Origin of the sequence: Rhizobium mongolense USDA 1844 (assembly GCF_000419765.1) — a bacterium.
In the GTDB taxonomy this organism is placed as follows: Bacteria; Pseudomonadota; Alphaproteobacteria; order Rhizobiales; family Rhizobiaceae; genus Rhizobium; species Rhizobium mongolense.
Genome location: NZ_ATTQ01000012.1, coordinates 175,730 through 195,579, shown reverse-complemented (window position 1 = coordinate 195,579; position 19,850 = coordinate 175,730). Strand labels below are relative to the sequence as shown.

General features: G+C 61.1%; 18 protein-coding genes and 1 pseudogene. 2 read left to right on the top strand and 17 right to left on the bottom strand.

Features of this window, described 5'->3' with window-relative positions; genetic code table 11:
* The first annotated feature begins 11 nt into the window (after positions 1 to 11).
* Together A3C3_RS0123255 and A3C3_RS0123250 are read left to right on the top strand one after the other, a co-directional pair.
* Positions 12 to 3,317: an efflux RND transporter permease subunit gene (locus tag A3C3_RS0123255; protein WP_022716986.1), complete on the top strand. Its 3,306-nt coding sequence runs from the start codon at positions 12 to 14 to the stop codon at positions 3,315 to 3,317.
* A 330-nt stretch (positions 3,318 to 3,647) separates the two neighbouring features.
* Complete coding sequence (locus A3C3_RS0123250) at positions 3,648 to 3,878, top strand: DUF930 domain-containing protein (RefSeq protein ID WP_022716985.1); 231 nt, start codon at positions 3,648 to 3,650, stop codon at positions 3,876 to 3,878.
* A gap of 46 nt (positions 3,879 to 3,924) precedes the next feature.
* On the opposite strand, the gene ureG is transcribed toward A3C3_RS0123250, so the two are convergent.
* The 17 genes and pseudogenes from ureG to A3C3_RS41700 form a co-directional block, all read right to left on the bottom strand.
* A complete protein-coding gene (ureG, locus tag A3C3_RS0123245; protein ID WP_022716984.1) occupies positions 3,925 to 4,536 on the bottom strand; it encodes an urease accessory protein UreG in 612 nt (203 codons plus the stop codon).
* A gap of 76 nt (positions 4,537 to 4,612) precedes the next feature.
* A complete protein-coding gene (locus tag A3C3_RS0123240) occupies positions 4,613 to 5,284 on the bottom strand; it encodes an urease accessory protein UreF (protein WP_022716983.1) in 672 nt (223 codons plus the stop codon).
* A 6-nt stretch (positions 5,285 to 5,290) separates the two neighbouring features.
* Positions 5,291 to 5,770, bottom strand: coding sequence for an urease accessory protein UreE (gene ureE, locus A3C3_RS0123235; protein ID WP_022716982.1), 480 nt, complete (start codon positions 5,768 to 5,770; stop codon positions 5,291 to 5,293).
* 78 nt (positions 5,771 to 5,848) lie between these two features.
* The gene (locus A3C3_RS0123230) at positions 5,849 to 6,715 is read right to left on the bottom strand and encodes a GGDEF domain-containing protein (protein WP_022716981.1); all 867 of its coding nucleotides are present in this window, start codon (positions 6,713 to 6,715) and stop codon (positions 5,849 to 5,851) included.
* Between the two features lie 344 nt (positions 6,716 to 7,059).
* Positions 7,060 to 8,772 carry an urease subunit alpha gene (gene ureC / locus A3C3_RS0123225; RefSeq protein ID WP_022716980.1) on the bottom strand — a complete coding sequence of 571 codons (1,713 nt, stop codon included), beginning with the start codon at positions 8,770 to 8,772 and terminating at the stop codon, positions 7,060 to 7,062.
* 3 nt (positions 8,773 to 8,775) lie between these two features.
* Positions 8,776 to 9,399 carry a Urease operon accessory protein gene (locus A3C3_RS0123220; RefSeq protein ID WP_028739928.1) on the bottom strand — a complete coding sequence of 208 codons (624 nt, stop codon included), beginning with the start codon at positions 9,397 to 9,399 and terminating at the stop codon, positions 8,776 to 8,778.
* 11 nt (positions 9,400 to 9,410) lie between these two features.
* Complete coding sequence (locus A3C3_RS0123215; RefSeq protein ID WP_022716978.1) at positions 9,411 to 9,824, bottom strand: lysozyme inhibitor LprI family protein; 414 nt, start codon at positions 9,822 to 9,824, stop codon at positions 9,411 to 9,413.
* A 24-nt stretch (positions 9,825 to 9,848) separates the two neighbouring features.
* Complete coding sequence (locus A3C3_RS0123210; RefSeq protein WP_022716977.1) at positions 9,849 to 10,154, bottom strand: urease subunit beta; 306 nt, start codon at positions 10,152 to 10,154, stop codon at positions 9,849 to 9,851.
* A 10-nt stretch (positions 10,155 to 10,164) separates the two neighbouring features.
* A complete protein-coding gene (locus A3C3_RS0123205) occupies positions 10,165 to 10,419 on the bottom strand; it encodes a DUF1272 domain-containing protein (RefSeq protein WP_022716976.1) in 255 nt (84 codons plus the stop codon).
* Between the two features lie 10 nt (positions 10,420 to 10,429).
* Positions 10,430 to 10,732: an urease subunit gamma gene (locus A3C3_RS0123200; RefSeq protein ID WP_022716975.1), complete on the bottom strand. Its 303-nt coding sequence runs from the start codon at positions 10,730 to 10,732 to the stop codon at positions 10,430 to 10,432.
* Between the two features lie 22 nt (positions 10,733 to 10,754).
* On the bottom strand, positions 10,755 to 11,576 hold the full coding sequence (locus A3C3_RS0123195) for an urease accessory protein UreD (RefSeq protein WP_022716974.1): 822 nt from the start codon (positions 11,574 to 11,576) through the stop codon (positions 10,755 to 10,757).
* 160 nt (positions 11,577 to 11,736) lie between these two features.
* Complete coding sequence (gene urtE / locus A3C3_RS0123190; RefSeq protein WP_022716973.1) at positions 11,737 to 12,432, bottom strand: urea ABC transporter ATP-binding subunit UrtE; 696 nt, start codon at positions 12,430 to 12,432, stop codon at positions 11,737 to 11,739.
* 221 nt (positions 12,433 to 12,653) lie between these two features.
* Positions 12,654 to 13,409 (bottom strand): urea ABC transporter ATP-binding protein UrtD, encoded by a 756-nt coding sequence (gene urtD, locus A3C3_RS0123185; RefSeq protein WP_022716972.1) that lies wholly within the window; start codon positions 13,407 to 13,409, stop codon positions 12,654 to 12,656.
* 6 nt (positions 13,410 to 13,415) lie between these two features.
* Entirely contained in the window at positions 13,416 to 14,579 is a 1,164-nt protein-coding gene (gene urtC, locus A3C3_RS0123180; RefSeq protein ID WP_022716971.1) for an urea ABC transporter permease subunit UrtC, read from the bottom strand.
* The gene (urtB, locus tag A3C3_RS0123175; protein WP_022716970.1) at positions 14,576 to 16,195 is read right to left on the bottom strand and encodes an urea ABC transporter permease subunit UrtB; all 1,620 of its coding nucleotides are present in this window, start codon (positions 16,193 to 16,195) and stop codon (positions 14,576 to 14,578) included. Before urtB ends, urtC begins: the two co-directional genes overlap by 4 nt.
* A 120-nt stretch (positions 16,196 to 16,315) precedes the next feature.
* The gene (urtA, locus tag A3C3_RS0123170) at positions 16,316 to 17,608 is read right to left on the bottom strand and encodes an urea ABC transporter substrate-binding protein (RefSeq protein ID WP_022716969.1); all 1,293 of its coding nucleotides are present in this window, start codon (positions 17,606 to 17,608) and stop codon (positions 16,316 to 16,318) included.
* A 250-nt stretch (positions 17,609 to 17,858) separates the two neighbouring features.
* Positions 17,859 to 19,758 (bottom strand): annotated as a pseudogene (locus A3C3_RS41700) (acid phosphatase).
* Positions 19,759 to 19,850 lie beyond the last annotated feature (92 nt).

Here is a 19,850-nt window from a genome sequence, read left to right as displayed (position 1 = left end):
GAGACGGCCCGATGAACTTTTCAGCCTGGTCCATCCGAAATCCCGTAGCGCCGCTGCTGCTTTTCGCGCTGTTGCTTTTTGTCGGCATTCAGTCCTTCAACAAGCTGCCGATCACGCGCTTCCCGAACATCGACGTGCCGCTCGTCTCGATCACCGTGACGCAGAGCGGCGCTTCGCCTGCCGAACTCGAAATGCAGGTGACCAAGGAGATCGAAGACGCCGTCGCCTCGATCAACGGCATCGACGAAATCCAGTCCACGGTCACCGACGGTCAGTCGCAAACCAACGTGATGTTCCGCATGGAAGTGCCGACGGAGCAGGCGGTTCAGGACACCAAAGACGCGATCGACCGCATCCGCAGCGATCTTCCGGCCAATGTCGAGGAACCGATCGTCGCCAAGGTCGATGTCGAAGGCCAGGCGATCCAGACCTTTGCCGTCTCCTCGCCGGACATGACGCTCGAGGAACTCTCCTGGTTCGTCGACGATACGATCAAGCGCGCCCTCCAAGGTCAGGCCGGCATCGGCCGCGTGGACCGCTATGGCGGTGCCGAACGTGAAGTACGCATCGAGCTCAACCCCGACAAGCTGAACGCCTACGGCATCACTGCCGCCAGCGTGAACAAGCAGCTGCACGGAACCAACGTCGACCTCGGCTCCGGACGCGGCCAGGTCGCGGGCAGCGAGCAGGCGATCCGCGTTCTCGGCGACGCCCGTAACGTGGCGGAACTCGCCAATACGACGATCGCCCTGCCGAACGGCCGTTTCGTCAAGCTCGCCGAACTCGGCGCCATCAAAGACACCTATCAGGAACCGAAATCCTTCTCGCGTTTCGACGATACGCCCGTCGTTACCTTCGGCGTCTTCCGCTCCAAGGGCGCCAGCGAAGTCAGCGTCGCCGAAACGGTGGCGCAAAGCCTCGACAAGGTGCGTGCGGAAAATCCAAATGTCGGCATCGAGCTGATCAACGACTCCGTCTACTTCACCTACGGCAACTATGAAGCTGCTCTCCACACCTTGATGGAGGGCGCGCTGCTGGCGGTCGTTGTCGTGTTCCTGTTCCTGCGGAACTGGCGCGCAACGCTGATTTCGGCGATCGCCCTCCCCCTGTCCGCGATCCCGACCTTCTGGATCATGGACCTGATGGGCTTCTCGCTGAACCTCGTCAGCTTCCTCGCGCTCACGCTCGCGACAGGTATCCTCGTCGACGATGCGATCGTGGAAATCGAAAACATCGCCCGGCACATCAAGATGGGCAAAACCCCCTATCGGGCGGCGATCGAAGCGGCGGACGAAATCGGTCTCGCCGTCATCGCCACGACGTTCACGATCATTGCTGTCTTCGTACCGGTCTCGTTCATGCCGGGCATTCCCGGCCAGTACTTCATCCAGTTCGGCCTGACGGTCGCCTTTTCGGTGTTCTTCTCGCTCGTCGTGGCGCGTCTCATCACTCCGATGATGGCCGCCTACCTGATGCGGGCGCAGGATGGCCAGGATGACCATCATGACAATGACGGCCTCTTCTTCCGCGGCTATACGCGTCTCGTGCGCGCCACGACCGCACGCTGGTGGACGCGCTATGCGACGCTCTTTGCGGCGATCGCCTTCCTGATCGGTTCGGTGGCACTGCTTGCCCAGGTTCCGGGCAGCTTCCTACCGCCGGAAGATGCGTCCCGCATTGTGCTTTCCGTCGAGCTGCCGCCAAACGCGACGCTCGAAGACACCGAACAGACGTCCAACGCGATCTACAACAAGGTCAAGGACATCAACGGCGTCGAAAGCGTCTTCGTTCTCGGCGGCGCATCCCCCAAGGGCGACCTTGAACTGCGCCGTGCGACGATCACGCTTTCGCTCTTCAAGCTGGACCACTCGCTGGTGAAGAGGGTTATCAACGATGTCTTTGGCTCCATCCCGGTCATCGGCCCGCATCTGCCGAAGGTCGAGGTTCATGGCCGCGAACGTCCGCAATGGGATATCGAAAAGGAAGTCTTCGCCAGGGTGAAGGATATTCCGGACGTTCGAATCTTGAAGCTCAACGACCGCGGCGAGCGTGACCTGTCGTTCAACTTCCTATCCAAGAACGAGAAGGACCTGAACGAAGCCGTCGGCCTTCTGGAATCGAAGCTGCGTGCAGAACCGCTGCTGGCAAACGTCAGTGCCGAAGGCGCCCTGCCGCGTCCGGAACTGCAGGTTCGTCCGCGCAAGGACCAGGCCGCCCGCCTCGGCATCACGCCGGAGCAGATTTCCGATACGATCCGTGTCGCCACGATCGGCGACGTCGATGCGGCGCTTGCCAAGATCAACCTCGACGACCGCCAGATCCCGATCCGCGTTCAGACCGCAATCGATATGCGGCGCGATCTTGCGGCCATCCGTGCGCTGAAGATCCAGACGGCGAGCGGCGGGATCGTGCCGCTCTCGACCGTGGCTGACATCGACTATGCGGAAGGCGCGAGCTCGATCAAGCGCAACAACCGAAATCGCGTCGTCGCGATCGGCTCCGACCTGCCACAGGGCGTGGCGCTCGATACGGCATCGGCTCGCTTCCTGCAGATCGTCAAGGACACCCATATCCCATCGACCGTGCAGCTTGTCGAAAGTGGCGACACGAAGGTCCAGAAAGAAATGCAGCAGAGCTTCGTCAACGCGATGCTGATGGGCCTGATGCTGGTTCTGGCCGTCCTGATCCTGCTGTTCAAGGATGTGATCCAGCCGTTCACCATCCTGTTCTCGCTGCCGCTGGCAATCGGCGGTGTGGCGGTTGCTCTGATCATCACCAACAATCCGCTCTCGATGCCGGTTCTGATCGGCAACCTCATGCTGATGGGCATCGTGACGAAGAACGCCATCTTGCTCGTCGACTTTGCAATCGAAATGCGCCGTCACGGCATGACTCGCGTCGAAGCTATGGTGGAGGCCGGCCGCAAACGCGCCCAGCCGATCATCATGACCTCGATCGCCATGTCCGCCGGCATGCTGCCCTCGGCACTCGGCGTCGGCGAAGGCGGTTCGTTCCGTGCGCCGATGGCGATCGCCGTGATCGGCGGCATCATCGTCTCGACGGTGCTTTCACTCGTCGTCGTGCCGTCCTTCTTCCTGATCATGGACGATCTCTCGCTCCTGCTCGGCTGGCTCTTCGGCCGCCTCGTCGGCAAGAAGGATCAGGAGGAACTGGCGATGTCCCGAGAGGAACTGACGGAAGCCGTCGGCGCTCTCAGCGAACGGGTGGAGGCGATCGAGAACCCGGAAGGCAAGCGCAAGAGCGCCAATGCCAACGACAAGAACGTGCTCCGCCTGCCGCCTTTCGCAGCGGAGTAAGCTTGCACTGAAAAATGAAAGGCCGGCGAACCCGGCCTTTCATTTATGTGGAACTGGAATCGCGAAACTGCTTGCAGCGGCCGTTGTGAGCAGGTTTCTTGTCAAAGATATTTTAGCGGCGAGTCTTCCAGATTTCGATTGTCGCAGAGAACCTGGGGGCCGTTTCGGCAGGACAACAGAACGGCCTGGCGGAGCATTGCGGTTGTGCTCGCCGTCCATATCGCCTTGCATTCCTTCCGGCCGGGCGCCGGCAGCTTTCGCCGTTGGAAGAGAGCATGACCGTCGAGCTTCTGACGTCTCCACCGGCCGATGTGGAAACGAAGCCGTCTCTTGCCGAAGCATGTAGCACGCCGCCCATTGCCTCTCAACTGGAGCAGCCCGCAAAGGAAGCGGCACCGCCGCTCCCGGCGCCCGCGGTACAATATCAAATTCAAATGCGAGACCGCGCCGGATATCGAGACGATCGTCGCGTTCGAGTTTTCAGTTGGCGAAGAAATTCCGGAAAGCGAGTGGGAAACGCATTTCCTGCCCAAGGACGAGGACGAGGACGAGGCTGACTAACGCTATCGCCAATGTGGAGACACAGGAACCAGAAACGCGTCCGTTCTTAGAGCCCGCCCTGCTCCTTCAGGAAGCTGACGATCGGGCCGATGCCCTCGCCACGCTTCATGTCAGAGAAGACGAAAGGACGCTTCGCGCGCATGCGCGCCGCATCACGGTCCATGACGTCGAGATCGGCGCCGACAAAGGGTGCGAGGTCCTTCTTGTTGATCACCAGAAGGTCCGACCTGGTGATGCCAGGCCCGCCCTTGCGGGGGATTTCCTCGCCCTGGCAGACGGAGATCACATAGATGGTGATATCGGCCAGATCGGGCGAAAATGTCGCTGCCAGATTGTCGCCGCCGGACTCTATGAAGACGACATCGAGGTCCGGAATCCGCGCATTCAGGCCAGCGATCGCCTGGAGATTGATCGTCGCATCTTCGCGGATTGCCGTATGCGGGCAGCCGCCGGTCTCCACGCCGACGATGCGGTCAGACGGCAGCGCCTGCATGCGCATCAGCGCTTCGGCATCCTCGGTCGTGTAGATGTCATTGGTGACGACGGCGATGGAATAGTCGTCACGCATCGCCTTGCAGAGCTTCTCCGTCAGCGCCGTCTTTCCAGAGCCGACAGGCCCGCCGATGCCCACACGAAGAGGTCCGTTTCTTGATTTCATATGTCACACTCCAATTCGGCCGATGATAGCGTCCGAATAAGGGCGCTGCCACCGGCAAATAGCGCAGATGCTCCGATCACGAGCGGAAGAGCCTCGTCGTCTGCGTCTCGTGCCGCAGCGAGGCGATATCCGCCTGAACCGCCGCCGAACCCAGATCGTCGAGCGTCGAGCCGGACGCACGATGAGCGGCCGCGGCAATCGCCTCTTCCAGCCGCGCCAGGATAGCGACGCCGTCCTTCTGCCCGGCAACGCCGAGCCGGATGCCCGCCGAGACCGATTGCGAGACATAGGCATGCAGGAAGGCTGCGAGCGCCTTTTGCAGTTCGATGCCATGCGCGCCGGCGACTGCGCCGACGGCAACGGGATAGGCAACGGCCTGCGGCAGTCGATCAACGACGGTATCGGGCCAGGCGCGCGCCGCCGCCAGAAAGGCATCGCCGAGCAGCGTGGTCTCCTGATGGCGCTCCCGCGAGCCGGCAAGGGCCTCCGCCAGCGCGGCAAGCTCCGCAAGCTCTCCTGCATCCGATTGCCCCCGCCAACTCGCTGCAAAGAGCACGGCATCATTCCAGATGCTCCCATGGGAAAGTAGCGTTTCGATCCATCCGTCCAGCGAGGCTGCATCCGTAACAAGCCTGTCATGGACGGCGCGCTCCAGCCCCCCGGAATAGGCAAACGAGCCGACCGGAAAGGCCGGCGAGAGCCATGCCATGAGACGCAGCAAGGCCTGCAGGTCGCCGCTCTCACTCATTGCAGTTCAATCATGCGCGTGGTGGCCGTGGTCGTGCCCATGTGAGTGACCGCCGTGTGAATGGTAGGCGCCGCGGGCGGGCTGGAAAGGCTCGGTGACCTCGCTGACCGTCGCTCCGAGCCCTTCAAGCATCGACCGGATCACGTGGTCGCGCAGGATCAGGATGCGCTCCTCTTCGATCTGCGCGCCGAGGTGGCGGTTGCCGAGGTGCCAGGCAAGCTCGATGAGATGCAGCCGGTCCCGGCCCCTGATCTCGAAAAGCTTCTCGTCCGCAGCCTGGATTTCGATGAGTTCGCCGTCCTCGAGCACCAGCATGTCGCCGCTTGCAAACAGCACCGGCTCCTTCAGGTCGAGCATGACCATGTCGCCGTTTTCGAGATGCAGGAGCTTACGGCGCAGATGCCTCAGATCATGCGGCAGGACGACTTTGCCGATAGGATTGGAAGACGGGGTTCCGGCCGGAAGATAGGAGGTGACGCGCTGCATGACATGTCCGTTTCTGTGAGATCAAGACCATGCAAAATAGCGCCCGGCAGCGCAAGCGCCAATGCTTTCGCGCGCCCGTTATATGCCATAGGCGCGCTGCGTACCGTCGCGATCTGGCACTGCACCCTGGACGCCAAGGCCGCCCTCGCCCAGATGGTGATGCCACGTGTGGTCCAGCGCGTTCCGTTCATGAACGACGCGGTTGCGGCCAAGCGCTTTTGCCAGATAAAGCGCCTTGTCGGCGGACGCATAAACGGCCTCCTTGCTGCGCCCGGGCAGAAGATCGGCGATACCGGCCGAAATGGTGATCGATATGTCGCAGCCGTCGGCAGCGATCGACCGTCGGGCAATCTGCGTCTTTACCGCTTCGATCTTCTGCAGCCGTTCTTCGACGTCACCGCCTGAAACGATAACGCCGAACTCTTCGCCTCCGAGACGCGCGACGACCGAAGAACCGTCGAATGCCGAGGCGAGAATTGCGGAAACGGCTATGATGACGGCATCGCCGCAGGCATGGCCGAAACGGTCGTTTATCGCCTTGAAACGGTCGACATCGAAAATCACCAGCGAGGCGCCGTCATCGATGCTGTCGAGCGCTTCCGCAAACGCACGGCGGTTCAACAGGCCGGACAGCGTATCGATCCGGCTGAGCTTTTCGAACTCCGCGCGCGATACCGTCAGCTGATGCATTGCATGGCCGACGACCAGCGAAAGAATGCCGCAGACAATGCCACTGAGAAGCCAGGACAGCGCGATACTGTAGCTGATGGTAAGAGCGAGCGTGAACGGCAGCACGCCGAGGAAGGCAAGCGGCGGCATCACTGCGAGGATCAATAGTGCCGACAGGATAACGGCGGCAAAACTCATCTTCAGCGCAAAGCTGAAAATCGTACCGCGATGGTGAAAATTGCCAAGTTCAGCCTGGAGAAAAATCCAGCTCCTCATGAGAATCGACCTCCAGCTCGGCGTCCCCGGAGATATCTGATTAGAGCTCAACTCCTGCCGGCTTCTTAAGCGGACCGTTAAAATTGGAACGAGTTTATACGATTTAATGTTGTATTGTTTTCGCGCGCGGTTTGCATGCTGCAGCAAGCAAAATCGATAGCCTCCAATGTAAATCCAAGCAATTGAAATGTAAAAGGTTATTACAAATCGCACGGATGTCGACATCTCAAACTGAAGCGGCTGTTGCTCGCGACAAATTTTCATCGCTTTATACAACCCTGTGATGAGCAATTTGGATATTGCGCTTAAAAGCGCCGGCGGACGAAGCCGGCGCTCCTGGTGCCCTAAAAGAGGAAGTAGCGCTGCGCCATCGGCAGCACGGTTGCTGGTTCGCAGGTGAGCAGTTCGCCGTCGGCGCGCACCTCGTAGGTTTCCGGATCCACCTCGATATGCGGCGTCAGGCTGTTGTGGATCATCGATGCCTTGGAGATGCCGCCGCGGGTGTTTTTGACCGCAACGAGGTCCTTGGCGACACCCAGCCTTCCCTTCAGCCCGGCATCGAGCGACGCCTGGGAAACGAAGGTGACGGAGGAATTGGTGAGGCTCTTGCCGTAAGAGGCAAACATCGGCCGGTAATGCACCGGCTGCGGCGTCGGGATGGAGGCGTTCGGATCGCCCATAGGTGCAGCGGCAATCGAGCCGCCAAGCAGCACCATGTCCGGCTTCACGCCGAAGAAGGCGGGATTCCAGATGACCAGATCGGCGCGCTTGCCGACTTCAATCGAGCCGATTTCATGGGAAAGGCCATGCGCAATCGCCGGATTGATCGTGTATTTGGCGATGTAACGGCGGACACGGAAATTGTCGTTGTCGCCCTTTTCTTCTTTCAGACGGCCGCGCTGGCGCTTCATCTTGTCGGCCGTCTGCCACGTGCGGATAGCCACCTCGCCAACACGGCCCATGGCCTGGCTGTCCGACGAGATGATCGAGAAGGCGCCGATATCGTGCAGAATGTCTTCTGCTGCGATCGTTTCCTTGCGGATGCGGCTTTCAGCAAAGGCGATGTCTTCCGGGATCGACGGCGACAGGTGATGGCAGACCATCAGCATGTCGAGATGTTCAGCGATCGTATTGACCGTGTAGGGCCGCGTGGGATTGGTGGAAGACGGGATGACGTTCGATTGGCCGCAGATCTTGATGATGTCCGGCGCGTGGCCGCCGCCTGCCCCTTCCGTGTGAAAGGCATGGATCGTGCGGCCCTTGATGGCGCCGATCGTGTCTTCGACAAAGCCGCTTTCGTTTAGCGTGTCGGTATGGATCATCACCTGCACGTCGTATTGGTCGGCAACCGTCAGGCAGCAGTCGATCGCGCCGGGCGTCGTGCCCCAATCTTCGTGCAGCTTCAGCGAGGTGGCGCCCGCAAGCACCATTTCCTCGAGCGCGCCGGGCAGCGATGCATTGCCCTTGCCGGCGAAGGCGAGGTTCATCGGGAAGGCGTCGGCCGCTTCGATCATCCGGGCGAGGTGCCACGGGCCGGGCGTGCAGGTCGTCGCCAATGTGCCATGCGCTGGGCCGGTGCCGCCGCCGAGCATGCAGGTGAGACCGCTCATCAGCGCCTCTTCGATCTGCTGCGGGCAGATGAAGTGGATGTGGCTGTCCATCCCGCCGGCGGTCACGATCTTGCCTTCGCCCGCGATCGCCTCGGTGCCTGGTCCGACGATGATGTTGACGCCCGGCTGCGTGTCCGGGTTACCGGCCTTGCCGATCGCGACGATCCGTCCGTCCTTGAGGCCGATATCCGCCTTCACGATACCGGTATGATCGACGATCACCGCATTGGTGATGACGGTATCGACCGCACCGTTGGCGCGCGTCACCTGGCTCTGCCCCATGCCGTCGCGGATCACCTTGCCGCCGCCAAACTTCACCTCTTCGCCATAGGTCGTGAAATCTTTTTCGACCTCGATGAAGAGCTCGGTATCGGCAAGGCGTACCTTGTCGCCAACGGTCGGGCCGAACATGCTGGCATAGGCGGCGCGGGAAATCTTGTGGGGCATATGTCAGGCTCCTTGGGAGGAAGAAAGAGACGTATCGGCAGGATGGCGCGTCAGCCGGCCATTGGCGATGTAGCTGTCGACAAGCTGCCTTTCGGCGGCGAAAGGATGCCACTCCCAGCCGGAATGACTGAAGCCGGCAAGGCCGATCTCGACCTCCGGAAACCTGCGGAAGGTCGCGGCAATCGCAATCATGCCGCTGCTCGGAACGACATAAAGCGCGGGATCAAAGGTCGCCAGGGCGTCGTCGACTGCTTCATGAATCACTTTCTCAACGACTATATGTTCCTTGCCAGCGTCCTTACAGAAGGCGTTGAAGTGACTCGTATAATCGTCGCAAAAGTCGTCGAGCTCCGGATGCGAAACGGCGAGCGGCACACGCAAGACGGCGAATTTTTCGGGATCGCGGACACTCCAGATTTCCTTGGCTTCCATGACGGCCGGGTGCGTCCGCCACGTATCCGAACTCAACATCGCCTTGGCCGGGCGCCCGGTGTTGCAGACGGCTACGACGTCGGTGCGGCCGGGGCTTGCGGCATAGGAGCGACATTCGTTGAAACGGACGACGAAGTCCGCAGCCGCGATTGCCGCTGCTCCCTCCTCGCCGATTTCCCCATTGCCGACGATCATGATCTTGCGGCTCACCTCAGTCCCACCGCGTCGGAAAGCTCTTTGAGCTGCTTGGTGCGTTCATCGCTCAGATTGGCAAGGCAACCTGCGACCAGCATAGGCTCCATCGTGCCGCCACGCGCCTGGAAGCCGTAAGCCTCGCACTGGGCGTCCCGATAGGAAATCCAGGCGCGCTGCGCGGTGAGCAGCGCTTTTTCGGCTCCGCGATCCTTCTCGTCCAGATCCTTGTCGGTCGCCGCGAGCGCTGCACGCGTCTTCTTCCACTGCTCGTTGAGCGCCGTATCGGCCGCCTCGTATCGGGACTGCTCGCAGAAAGTCATGTCGGCCTGCGTCGTCGGGTTCTTGCAATCCGGCTCCTGGGCCTGCGCGGCACCAGCCACGATCATCCCCGCCGCAGCGCCGGTCAGGTACAAATTCAACCGCATCGATTTCCTCCCGCCTTTTTCTTCTCAGAGCTTACCCATCACGAGCTGGCGGAAGCCATAGACCTCACGCTTGCCGGAGAGCGGGATCAGCGTCACAGAACGCGTCTGACCCGGCTCGAAACGCACGGCCGTGCCTGCCGGGATGTCGAGGCGCATGCCCTGCACCTTGTCGCGATCGAAGGAGAGACCGGCATTGGTTTCGGCAAAATGGTAATGGCTGCCGACCTGCACCGGGCGGTCGCCGGTGTTCGACACTTCAATGGTGACGGTCGGTGCACCGGCGTTTAATTCGATGTCGCCGCTTGCGGCAATGATTTCGCCTGGGATCATCTTATTGTCCTCACGCAGCCTTCACGGGCACGCAGCCCTCGGCCTTCAAGATACGTTTCGCCGATGCCGGATATTTGGCGAGCATGGCGGCCGGACGCACCGGGCGGCAAGTGAACTCACCGCCGCAATTGGGGCATTGGCCCTGGAGCACATCGCTCGCACAATCGGCGCAGAAGGTGCACTCGAAAGTGCAGATCATCGCCTCGCGGCTTTCCGGCGGCAGATCCTTGTCGCAGCATTCGCAGTTCGGACGAAGTTCGAGCATTGCGACCTCCTCAGCGGATCGGTTCGTGGACGGTGACGAGCTTGGTGCCGTCCGGGAAGGTCGCTTCCACCTGCACATCATGGATCATCTCGGGAACGCCCTCCATCACCTGATGCCGGCCGATGACATGAGCGCCCGCTTCCATCAGTTCGGCGACCGGGCGGCCGTCACGCGCGCCTTCCACGACAAAGTCGGTGATCAGCGCGATCGCTTCGGGATGATTGAGCTTCACGCCGCGTTCCAGCCGGCGCCGCGCCACCATCGCCGCCATGGAGATCAGCAGCTTGTCTTTTTCTCTCGGAGTGAGGTTCATCGTCGATCCATCTGCTTTGAAACTAGAGATTCCAGACTTTCGGCACAGGCGCACCGTTGCGCAAGGCGGAAATGACCGGGATCAGGATTTTTCTGAGGGCAAAGCCGTCAGCGGCTGCAGCCCGCACGACGAGCTTGCCGTTCCAAGCGCTGGCGCCTGCCGCATGTCCGCCGAGTAGCGGGCGCACTCTCGCGAGATAGGCTTCTGCAAGAGGCCCGGCATAGAGCAACGTTGCAAAAGCCACCTGTCCGCTGAGGACGGGCTGGCGAGCAGTCAGCGCGCCGATGGCGCCATCAAGCCGCAACTCCTCGGCATGGATCAGCTTACCAGCGCGGCGAATCCGCCAGCGATCACGGAAAAGGCCGGTCTCCATCTTCTCGCCCATTGCTTTGCGGCCGAGCAGGATCGCCTCGACGGCTAGGAACTCCGCCGTCTCGTCGAGATCGACGTCGAGGCGGCGGAACAGCGAGGCGCGATCGAACAGGATCGTCTCCTGCGGCAGCCAGTCGACCCGTGCATTCGCGCCAGCCTCGATCGTTGTCGTGACTTCGGCCGTTCCAGCGGATGCCTTGTAGATCTTCTCGCACGCCTGCGTCGTCACATCGATACGCGTGATTGGACCTGCAACGACGCTCCAGTTCATCTGGTCGCCACCGGTCAACCCACCCGCCGTATTGATGATTACCGCCTCCATGGAAGCATCGAAAGTCTCCGGGAGGCGTATTTTGGCGGCACCTTCCTGATAGAGTTCGCGGATGCGCGCCCGCCCGTCCAGCAGCTTCGCGGCCAGGTGCCCGCGCCCCTGTGCCCTTTGTGGTCTGGTGATTGCCGCCGCGATCGTCATTCCATCCCCTTGGGCCTTCGCCGTTTGCCCGGCCGTTCTCATTCAATGCCGCAAATAATTGAAAGCAAGCAATTTTTATGCCGCCTGCCGATCATGAAGGAACGGCGGCGGACACGGTTGCCAGAACATGGAAGCTGCCTTGGAAAGCGGCATATGCCGCTTAGACGGTCAGGTGGCGCCTGGCCTCGGGCGTATCGAGCGTATCCGCCAAACCCTCGTGGACGATCTCACCGCGGTCCATGATGTAGACGTAGTCGGCAAGCTCGCGGCAGAAGTCGAGATATTGCTCCACGAGCAGGATCGCCATGCCGGTCGAGTCGCGTAGATAGCGGATTGCGCGGCCGATATCCTTGATGATCGACGGCTGGATGCCTTCCGTCGGCTCGTCCAGCACAAGGATCTTCGGCCGCGTCACCATGGCCCGACCAATCGCCAATTGCTGCTGCTGCCCGCCGGAAAGATCGCCGCCGCGACGGGACAACATCGACTTCAGCACCGGGAAGAGGCTGAAGATATCGTCGGGGATGTTGCGGTCGCGGCGGCCAAGCGGAGCAAAGCCGGTCTCGAGGTTTTCCTTGACGGTGAGCAGCGGGAAAATCTCGCGCCCTTGCGGCACATAGCCGATACCCTGCTTGGCGCGCGCATAAGGCGCCAGGCCGTTCAACGCCACGTCATTGAAGCTCACCGTTCCGGCCGACAGCAGATGCTGGCCGGTGACGGCGCGGAGAAGAGAACTCTTCCCCACGCCGTTCCGCCCCAGCACGCAAGTGATCTTACCCATCTCCGCCTTGATCGAGATGCCGCGCAACGCTTGTGCGGCGCCGTAGTGCAGGTTTGCGTTTTCGACTGTCAGCATGAGGCCGCCTCCTGGCGCGTTGCGGGTTCAAAGACCCCTCCCCAACCCCCTCCCACAAGGGGCAGTGGCTGACTTGGAGCGACCGTCTTGCTTTCCATCAACCCATGCAAAAACGGGTAATCATGGCAATGAGGGAATGACCCGGTTAAACCCCTCCCCTTGGTGAAGAGAGGTTGGGGAAGGGTCAGAGCCCTGCCAACGACAAACAGATCAATCATCCCTCACCGCCCCAAATAATTCTCGATCACCTTCGCATCGGAACTCACGAAATCGATCGACCCTTCGGCAAGCACGGAGCCTTCCGCCAGGCAGGTCACCTTCACGCCGAGGTCTCGGATGAAGCCCATGTCGTGCTCGACGACGACGACGGAGCGAGTCTTGGCGATTTCCCGGAGCAGGATCGCCGTCTCCACGGTTTCGGCATCGGTCATACCGGCAACCGGCTCGTCGACCAGCAACAGCTTCGGCTCCTGTGCGAGCAGCATGCCGATCTCCAGCCATTGCTTCTGCCCGTGAGACAGACTGGCTGCCAGCTCGTCGCTACGATGCGTCAGCCGCACGGTCACAAGGATTTCCTCGATGCGAGCCTTGTCGTCGGAAGAGAGGCGATGAAAGAGCGTCGGGAAAACGCCGCGCTTGCGATTCAGCGCAAGCTCCAGATTGTCCCAGACCGTATGGCTTTCGAAGACCGTCGGCTTCTGGAATTTGCGGCCTATGCCGAGCTGGGCGATATCGGCTTCGTCTTTCTTCGTGAGGTCGATATCGCCGTTGAAATAAACCTCGCCCTCATCCGGCCGCGTCTTGCCGGTGATGATGTCCATCATCGTCGTCTTGCCGGCGCCGTTGGGGCCGATGATGGCGCGAAGCTCGCCGGGCTCGATGACGATCGAAAGCGAGTTCAGCGCTTTGAAGCCGTCGAAGGAAACCGAGACGTTGTTGAGGTAGAGCACGCTGTTGGGTTTGATATCCGGGATCATAGCCGCTCACTCCGCTGCCTGAATTTTTGCATCGACGCCCTCTTCCTGAAAGGCAGGCGGCGCGGTTTCCGTCCTCGGCTTCTTCTTGCCGAGGTACAGGGCGATCGTGCCGACGATACCTTTCGGCAGGAACAGCGTGACGGCAACGAAGAGACCGCCGAGCGCAAAGAGCCAGAACTCAGGAAAAAGGCCGGTGAAGATGGTTTTGCCGCCATTGACCAGAATCGCACCGATGATCGGCCCGATCAGCGTCGAGCGGCCGCCGACGGCCGTCCAGATGACGACCTCGATGGAGTTTGCCGGTGCGAATTCTCCGGGATTGATGATGCCGACCTGCGGCACGTAGAGCGCGCCCGCAATGCCTGCCATCATCGCCGAGACGACAAAGGTGAAGAGTTTGAAGTGTTCGACGCGGTAGCCGAGGAAGCGCGTTCTGCTTTCCGCATCGCGCACACCGACCAGCACCTTGCCGAATTTCGAACGTACGATGGCCGAAGCAATCAACAGCGACAGCGCCAGGAGGATTGCGGTCGCGGCGAAGAGTGCTGCGCGCGTTCCGTCGGCCTGCACGTTGAAGCCGAGGATGTCCTTGAAGTCGGTCATGCCGTTATTGCCGCCGAAGCCCATGTCGTTGCGGAAGAAGGCAAGCAGCAGCGCATAGGTCATCGCCTGGGTGATGATCGAGAGATAGACACCGTTGACCCTGCTACGGAAGGCGAACCAGCCGAAGACGAAGGCGAGCAGCCCAGGTACCAGCAGCACCATCAGCGCTGCAAACCAGAACTGGTCGAAGCCGTACCAGAACCAGGGCAATTCTTTCCAGTTCAGGAACACCATGAAGTCGGGCAGGATCGGGTCGCCATAGACGCCGCGCGACCCGATCTGACGCATCAGATACATGCCCATCGCGTAACCGCCGAGCGCGAAGAAGGCGCCGTGACCGAGCGAGAGGATGCCGCAGAAGCCCCACACGAGATCGAGGGCCAGGGCCAGCAGCGCATAGGTCAGGTATTTGCCAAACAGCGCCATGATGTAGGTCGGGATATGCAACGGGTTCTCCGGACCTGTCATGAGGTTCAGAACCGGCACCAGCACGGCGACCATGAGCAGGATGGCGATGGCAATGGAAATCTTGCGATCGAGAGACCGGAGAAGGAAGGCCGTAATCATGCTTCCACCGCCCTTCCTTTGAGTGCGAAGAGCCCGCGCGGACGCTTCTGGATGAAGAGGATGATGAGGACGAGCACGAGGATCTTGCCGAGCACTGCGCCGGCGAAGGGCTCGAGGAACTTGTTGACGACGCCGAGCGACAACGCACCTACCAGCGTGCCCCAAAGATTGCCGACGCCGCCGAAGACCACGACCATGAAGCTGTCGATGATGTAGCTCTGTCCAAGGTTCGGCGAGACGTTGTCGATCTGCGAAAGCGCCACACCCGCCATGCCGGCGATGCCGGAGCCGAGCGCGAAGGTGAAGGCATCGACCCAGCCGGTGCGGATGCCCATGGACGACGCCATGCGGCGGTTCTGCGTGACTGCGCGCATCTGCAGGCCGAAGGCGGAGCGCTTCAGGAGCAGCAGTAAAGTCACGAAGACGATCATTGAAAAGACGATGATCCACATGCGGTTCCAGGTGATCGACAGACCGCCGAGTTCGAAGGCGCCGGACATCCAGCTTGGATTGCGCACTTCGCGATTCGTCGGGCCGAAGATCGTGCGAACCGCCTGCTGCAGGATGAGGGACACGCCCCATGTCGCCAGCAGTGTTTCGAGCGGGCGGCCGTAGAGATAGCGGATGACCATGCGCTCTATGACGAGGCCGACAAAGCCGGTGAAGAGGAAGGCCGCCGGAATCGCAATCACCAGCGAATAGGTTGCGAGCTCGGGAAAGTTCGATGCGATATGTTCCTGCACGACATAGGTCGTGTAAGCGCCGATCATCACCATTTCGCCATGCGCCATGTTGATGACGCCCATGACACCGAAGGTGATGGCAAGCCCGATTGCCGCGAGCAGCAGCACCGAGCCGAGCGACAGGCCGTACCAGACGTTCTGCACGATATCCCAGAGCGCTAGATTGCGCTTGATACCGGCGATATTGGCCTCGATGTTGGCCTTCAGGTCGTCGGGTGCAGTCTCCATCGCGGTGGTCAGGATGGTGAGCGCATTGCGGTCGCCGCGCGCCGCGATTGTGTCGATCGCCGCCTTCTTGTCTTCGGCGCTGACATCGCTCTTGAGCATCATGACGGCGCGGGCCGCTTCCATCGTGTTCTTGATTTCGGCATCCTTTTCATCGGCGAGCACCGAGTTCAGAAGCTCGAGATTGGAAGGGTCGGAATCTTTCAGCAGCCCTTGAGCGGCGGAAAGCCGTGCGGAACGGTCCGGGCTCAGCAGCGTCAGCGTGCTCATGGCGCTGGCGATCACGCCGCGCAGGGAATTGTTGATCTTGACCTTGGACATGTAGTCCGGATCGATATCGGCGACAGCTTTGCCGGTGATCGGGTCGGAATAGGTCGGCTCGTCGTCGGTGCCACCCTGCAGGAGGACGGGGCCGCCTTCTTCGGAATTCACATAAAGCTGGCCGTCACTCAGCTGCTGCAGGATCTGGCCGACATGCGGATCTCCTGAAGCCACAAGAGCCTTGATGGCGGCTTCGCGCTGCGGAAAGCCGCCGGCGCCGAGTGCATCGACAAGGGCGTGGATATCGTCCTGCGCCTCGAGCGCCGTGGCGAACGCCGGCAGGGCAAGGCAGATCGTCAAAAGGAAAATCTTGATGGCGCGAAACATGGGGCTCTCTCGCCTGGCTTGTCGTTGGCCTTGTGGGCAGCAATCGCTCGGGACGGAGCTTCCGCCCGGACAAGGGATCCGGACGGAAGGCTTCAGGCAGTCAACGGATCGGGTTCGTACTCAGGAGCCCTTGCCGCCGCACTTGCCCGTTGCAACGTTGAAGTTGCCGCAGTTCATGGGCTTGCGCCAATCGGAGATCAGGTCCTTGGAGTCCGGCAGGAAGTCGGACCATTCGTCGCCGACGACGGCTGACGTTTCCTGGACGATTTCGAACTGGCCGTCAGCCTGGATTTCGCCGATCAGCACCGGCTTGGTGATGTGGTGGTTCGGCATGACAGTGGCATAGCCGCCGGAGAGGTTCGGAACCGTGGTGCCGATGATGCTGTCGAGAACCTTGTCGGTATCGGTCGTTCCGGCAGCCTGAACAGCCTTAACCCAGGCATTGAAGCCGATATAGGCGGCTTCCATCGGGTCGTTGGTCACGCGCTTGTCGTTCTTGGTGAAGGCGTGCCATTCCTTGATGAACTTCTTGTTGGCCGGGCTTTCGACCGACTCAAAGTAGTTCCAGGCTGCGAGGTGACCGACGAGCGGCTTGGTGTCGAGACCGGCAAGCTCTTCTTCGCCGACCGAGAAGGCGACAACCGGGATGTCGGTTGCCTTGATGCCCTGGTTGCCGAGTTCCTTGTAGAAGGGAACGTTGGCGTCGCCGTTGATGGTGGAGACGACGGCGGTCTTCTTACCGGACGAGCCGAATTCCTTGATCTTGGAGACTTCCGTCTGCCAGTCGGAGAAGCCGAACGGCGTGTAGTTGACGATAATGTCTTCCTTCGGAATGCCCTTGGATACGAGGTAGGCTTCCAGGATCTTGTTGGTGGTGCGCGGATAGACGTAGTCGGTGCCTTCAAGCACGAAGCGCTTTACGCCTTCCTTTTCCATCAGGTAGTCGACGGCCGGGATCGCCTGCTGGTTCGGTGCAGCGCCCGTGTAAAAGATATTGCGCGAAGACTCTTCGCCTTCATACTGAACCGGGTAGAAGAGCAACGAGTTCAGCTCTTCGAAAACCGGCAGGACCGATTTGCGCGAAGACGAGGTCCAGCAACCGAAGACGGCCGCAACCTTGTCCTTTTCGATCAACTCGCGTGCCTTTTCGGCAAACAGCGGCCAATCGGAGGCTGGATCGACGACAACCGCTTCGAGCTTCTTGCCGAGAAGGCCGCCCTTCTTGTTCTGCTCATCGATGAGCATCAGCATGGCGTCTTTCAGCGTCGTTTCGGAGATGGCCATGGTACCGGAGAGCGAATGCAGAACGCCGACCTTGATCGTGTCGTCGGCGGCAGCGGCTCCGTGGAAGGCGGCTGACGCCGCCATGACGAGGCCAAGCGCGGCGCCCGTTACATAGGACTTGAGATTCATTTGGTTGAACTCCCCTCTTCTTGTTCCGCAACAGGCCGGAAACGGAAATTAACTGTTGCTTGAAGAACTATCGGGGGCTGCAGCGCAAAACCGTATACGCAATATGACGTAGAGGTGGGGGCGAAATGGGCAGGTCGGCGCGAGGCGAGGCGGAAATTTGGCCCCTCCCCATAAGAGGAAGGTCTTCAGCGTCACCGCTGCCATGCAGCCATTGAGGAGCAGGTTAAAAGCGGATGGGCCGGTGTTTAGCCTAGCTGTCACCCTCGATGGTCAGCGTCACCCCGGTCGGGCCGTAGGCAACGCTTGTCTTATGGCCCTCGACGCTGACCTTGCCGAAGGTCCCGGTGACGGAACCCGCCTTTAAGAACTCGATCTTCGTTCCCGGCGCCGGCGCATAGCCCTCGGCAAGCGTCACGCGAAGCTCGCCGGAAAGCGCCGCCTTGCCCTTGACGATGAGCCCGCCCTTGCCGTCTTCTCCAAGCGTCGGCTCCATCGCGGCGTTGGCGCGCTGGCGGTAGTCGCCGCCAATGGTCACGGGCCCTTCGGCAGCCAGAATGAGCGAACCGCCATCGACCACCAGATCGCCCTTGCCGAATGCTGCCGGTGACAGGGCCGCCAAAGCCCCCTCCTCCAACACCGTGCCGCCTGCATAGCTGTTGGCGCCGGAAAGCCCGAGGTTGCCGCTGCCGCGCTTGACGAGCCGGCCCTTGCCACCGATGTCGTTCTTCCAGGTATCCAGCTCGTTGAAGCCGCCTTTGGCTGCGTCCATCGTCACCGTCACGTCATCCGCTAAGGTGCCGTAGCCGTCGGCAGCGGCAAAAAAGTTGAGGCGGCCGTAGCCTTCTGCGTCGTCGAGCAGCCGATAGCCCGAAGCAATCTCTGTTGTCTTCAGTACATCGCGGCGCTGCTCGGCGTCGAGATAGGGCAGACGCGTTTCGATAAGCACTTCGGCGCCTTCGGCACGCGCGGCGGCTGGTCGGTCGCGTCGATCGGCGCGAAACCGTAGGACAGGCGTTCAAGCACGTAGGCGCTGTTCGCGCTGCGGTCCGCGAAGCGGTCGTTGGCAAGCGGCGCCGCATGCGCCAGGGCGTCAAGGCCGGCCTCGCCCGTCGCGCCGCTCTTGGCGGCGAGCCAGGACTGCGCCTGGCGGTAAGCATCACGCTTTCAGTGCTGCGTTCTTGGGCGTGTTGAGGTTGTAGACAACCGTTGCGGTGGCCAGCAAGCGGCCGTCCATGACGCCGAGCGGCGAATGCATGCCGGCCAGGATGCGGCTCTCGCCCATTTCGCTGGCGCGCGTCAGCATTTCCTGAAAGCGTTGCGGCACAAGATAGGCCATGGCGAGTGCATCGCGCCAGGCTTCCGCCGCATGCCCGCTCGGGAAACCACCGTCTTCGGCCGGATTGGCGCTCTTGGCCGGCTCCAGCGTCGGGAGGACCACCACGTCCCGGGTCCAGCGTTAGGGACGCGCATTTTTGAAATTGCGTTTGGTAGGCTCCGTTGAGCCGTCGCCGCTCGCCGCGTTGATGAGGTCTACCGCAAGGCCCAGATCCGGATTCGCCGCCATCTTGGGGTTCTCGTCCGCTTTGCTGCCGAGTCCGCGATTGTTGCCCTTGTCGTCGTACTTCACTGTCGTCGCGTCGGCGGCAACCTCCGTGATCGTCGTCGTCTGCTTTGACCCGGCCTTCCAGGCATCCGTCAACGGCCCGAGACCACCGACAATGCTGGCATTCTTGCCGCGCCGATCGTCAAGATAGGTGGTGATGGCCTGCTGCGCAGTGTGCGCACGGGTCACCTTGACCACATAGGCGATATTTGCGTGGTGACCCGCCTGGTCGACGATATGGCCGTCGGTCGGGCTGAAGGGAATGCCGTCCCAATCGGTCTTGGCAACGGCCGGGCAATTATCCTTGGCCGGTGCCTCGACACCAGCATCGACGAACGGCAATGCGCGGCGTCCAGATCTTCAAAAAGCCGGAGAGAAGCTGCACGGCGGCATTGCTGTTAGCCGTCGAAAGGCAGGCATCGCCGCGCTTGTTGGCGACGCCGGCATCGACATAGGCCGGCGCCGACTGGGCACTCGCAAGCGACGGCACGACCGTCAGGAGAACGAGGAGCGCGGTGGTCAACCGGCGATAGCGCAAGACAGACATAGTGGATTTCCGAATTATTAGGAAGGAATGCCGGCGTGGTAGGATTTGGCTGTGACAGACGCGTTTCAAAAATATGCCTGTTCTGTGAACTT

What these genes read in the sequence shown, in the direction of transcription:
- A3C3_RS0123255 (WP_022716986.1), top strand. Translation starts at nt 12, where the DNA reads ATGAACTTTTCAGCCTGGTCCATCCGAAATCCCGTAGCGCCGCTGCTG.
- ureG (WP_022716984.1), bottom strand. Translation starts at nt 4,536, where the DNA reads ATGAAATCAAGAAACGGACCTCTTCGTGTGGGCATCGGCGGGCCTGTC.
- A3C3_RS0123240 (WP_022716983.1), bottom strand. Translation starts at nt 5,284, where the DNA reads ATGAGTGAGAGCGGCGACCTGCAGGCCTTGCTGCGTCTCATGGCATGG.
- ureE (WP_022716982.1), bottom strand. Translation starts at nt 5,770, where the DNA reads ATGCAGCGCGTCACCTCCTATCTTCCGGCCGGAACCCCGTCTTCCAAT.
- A3C3_RS0123230 (WP_022716981.1), bottom strand. Translation starts at nt 6,715, where the DNA reads ATGAGGAGCTGGATTTTTCTCCAGGCTGAACTTGGCAATTTTCACCAT.
- ureC (WP_022716980.1), bottom strand. Translation starts at nt 8,772, where the DNA reads ATGCCCCACAAGATTTCCCGCGCCGCCTATGCCAGCATGTTCGGCCCG.
- A3C3_RS0123220 (WP_028739928.1), bottom strand. Translation starts at nt 9,399, where the DNA reads ATGATCGTCGGCAATGGGGAAATCGGCGAGGAGGGAGCAGCGGCAATC.
- A3C3_RS0123215 (WP_022716978.1), bottom strand. Translation starts at nt 9,824, where the DNA reads ATGCGGTTGAATTTGTACCTGACCGGCGCTGCGGCGGGGATGATCGTG.
- A3C3_RS0123210 (WP_022716977.1), bottom strand. Translation starts at nt 10,154, where the DNA reads ATGATCCCAGGCGAAATCATTGCCGCAAGCGGCGACATCGAATTAAAC.
- A3C3_RS0123205 (WP_022716976.1), bottom strand. Translation starts at nt 10,419, where the DNA reads ATGCTCGAACTTCGTCCGAACTGCGAATGCTGCGACAAGGATCTGCCG.
- A3C3_RS0123200 (WP_022716975.1), bottom strand. Translation starts at nt 10,732, where the DNA reads ATGAACCTCACTCCGAGAGAAAAAGACAAGCTGCTGATCTCCATGGCG.
- A3C3_RS0123195 (WP_022716974.1), bottom strand. Translation starts at nt 11,576, where the DNA reads ATGACGATCGCGGCGGCAATCACCAGACCACAAAGGGCACAGGGGCGC.
- urtE (WP_022716973.1), bottom strand. Translation starts at nt 12,432, where the DNA reads ATGCTGACAGTCGAAAACGCAAACCTGCACTACGGCGCCGCACAAGCG.
- urtD (WP_022716972.1), bottom strand. Translation starts at nt 13,409, where the DNA reads ATGATCCCGGATATCAAACCCAACAGCGTGCTCTACCTCAACAACGTC.
- urtC (WP_022716971.1), bottom strand. Translation starts at nt 14,579, where the DNA reads ATGATTACGGCCTTCCTTCTCCGGTCTCTCGATCGCAAGATTTCCATT.
- urtB (WP_022716970.1), bottom strand. Translation starts at nt 16,195, where the DNA reads ATGTTTCGCGCCATCAAGATTTTCCTTTTGACGATCTGCCTTGCCCTG.
- urtA (WP_022716969.1), bottom strand. Translation starts at nt 17,608, where the DNA reads ATGAATCTCAAGTCCTATGTAACGGGCGCCGCGCTTGGCCTCGTCATG.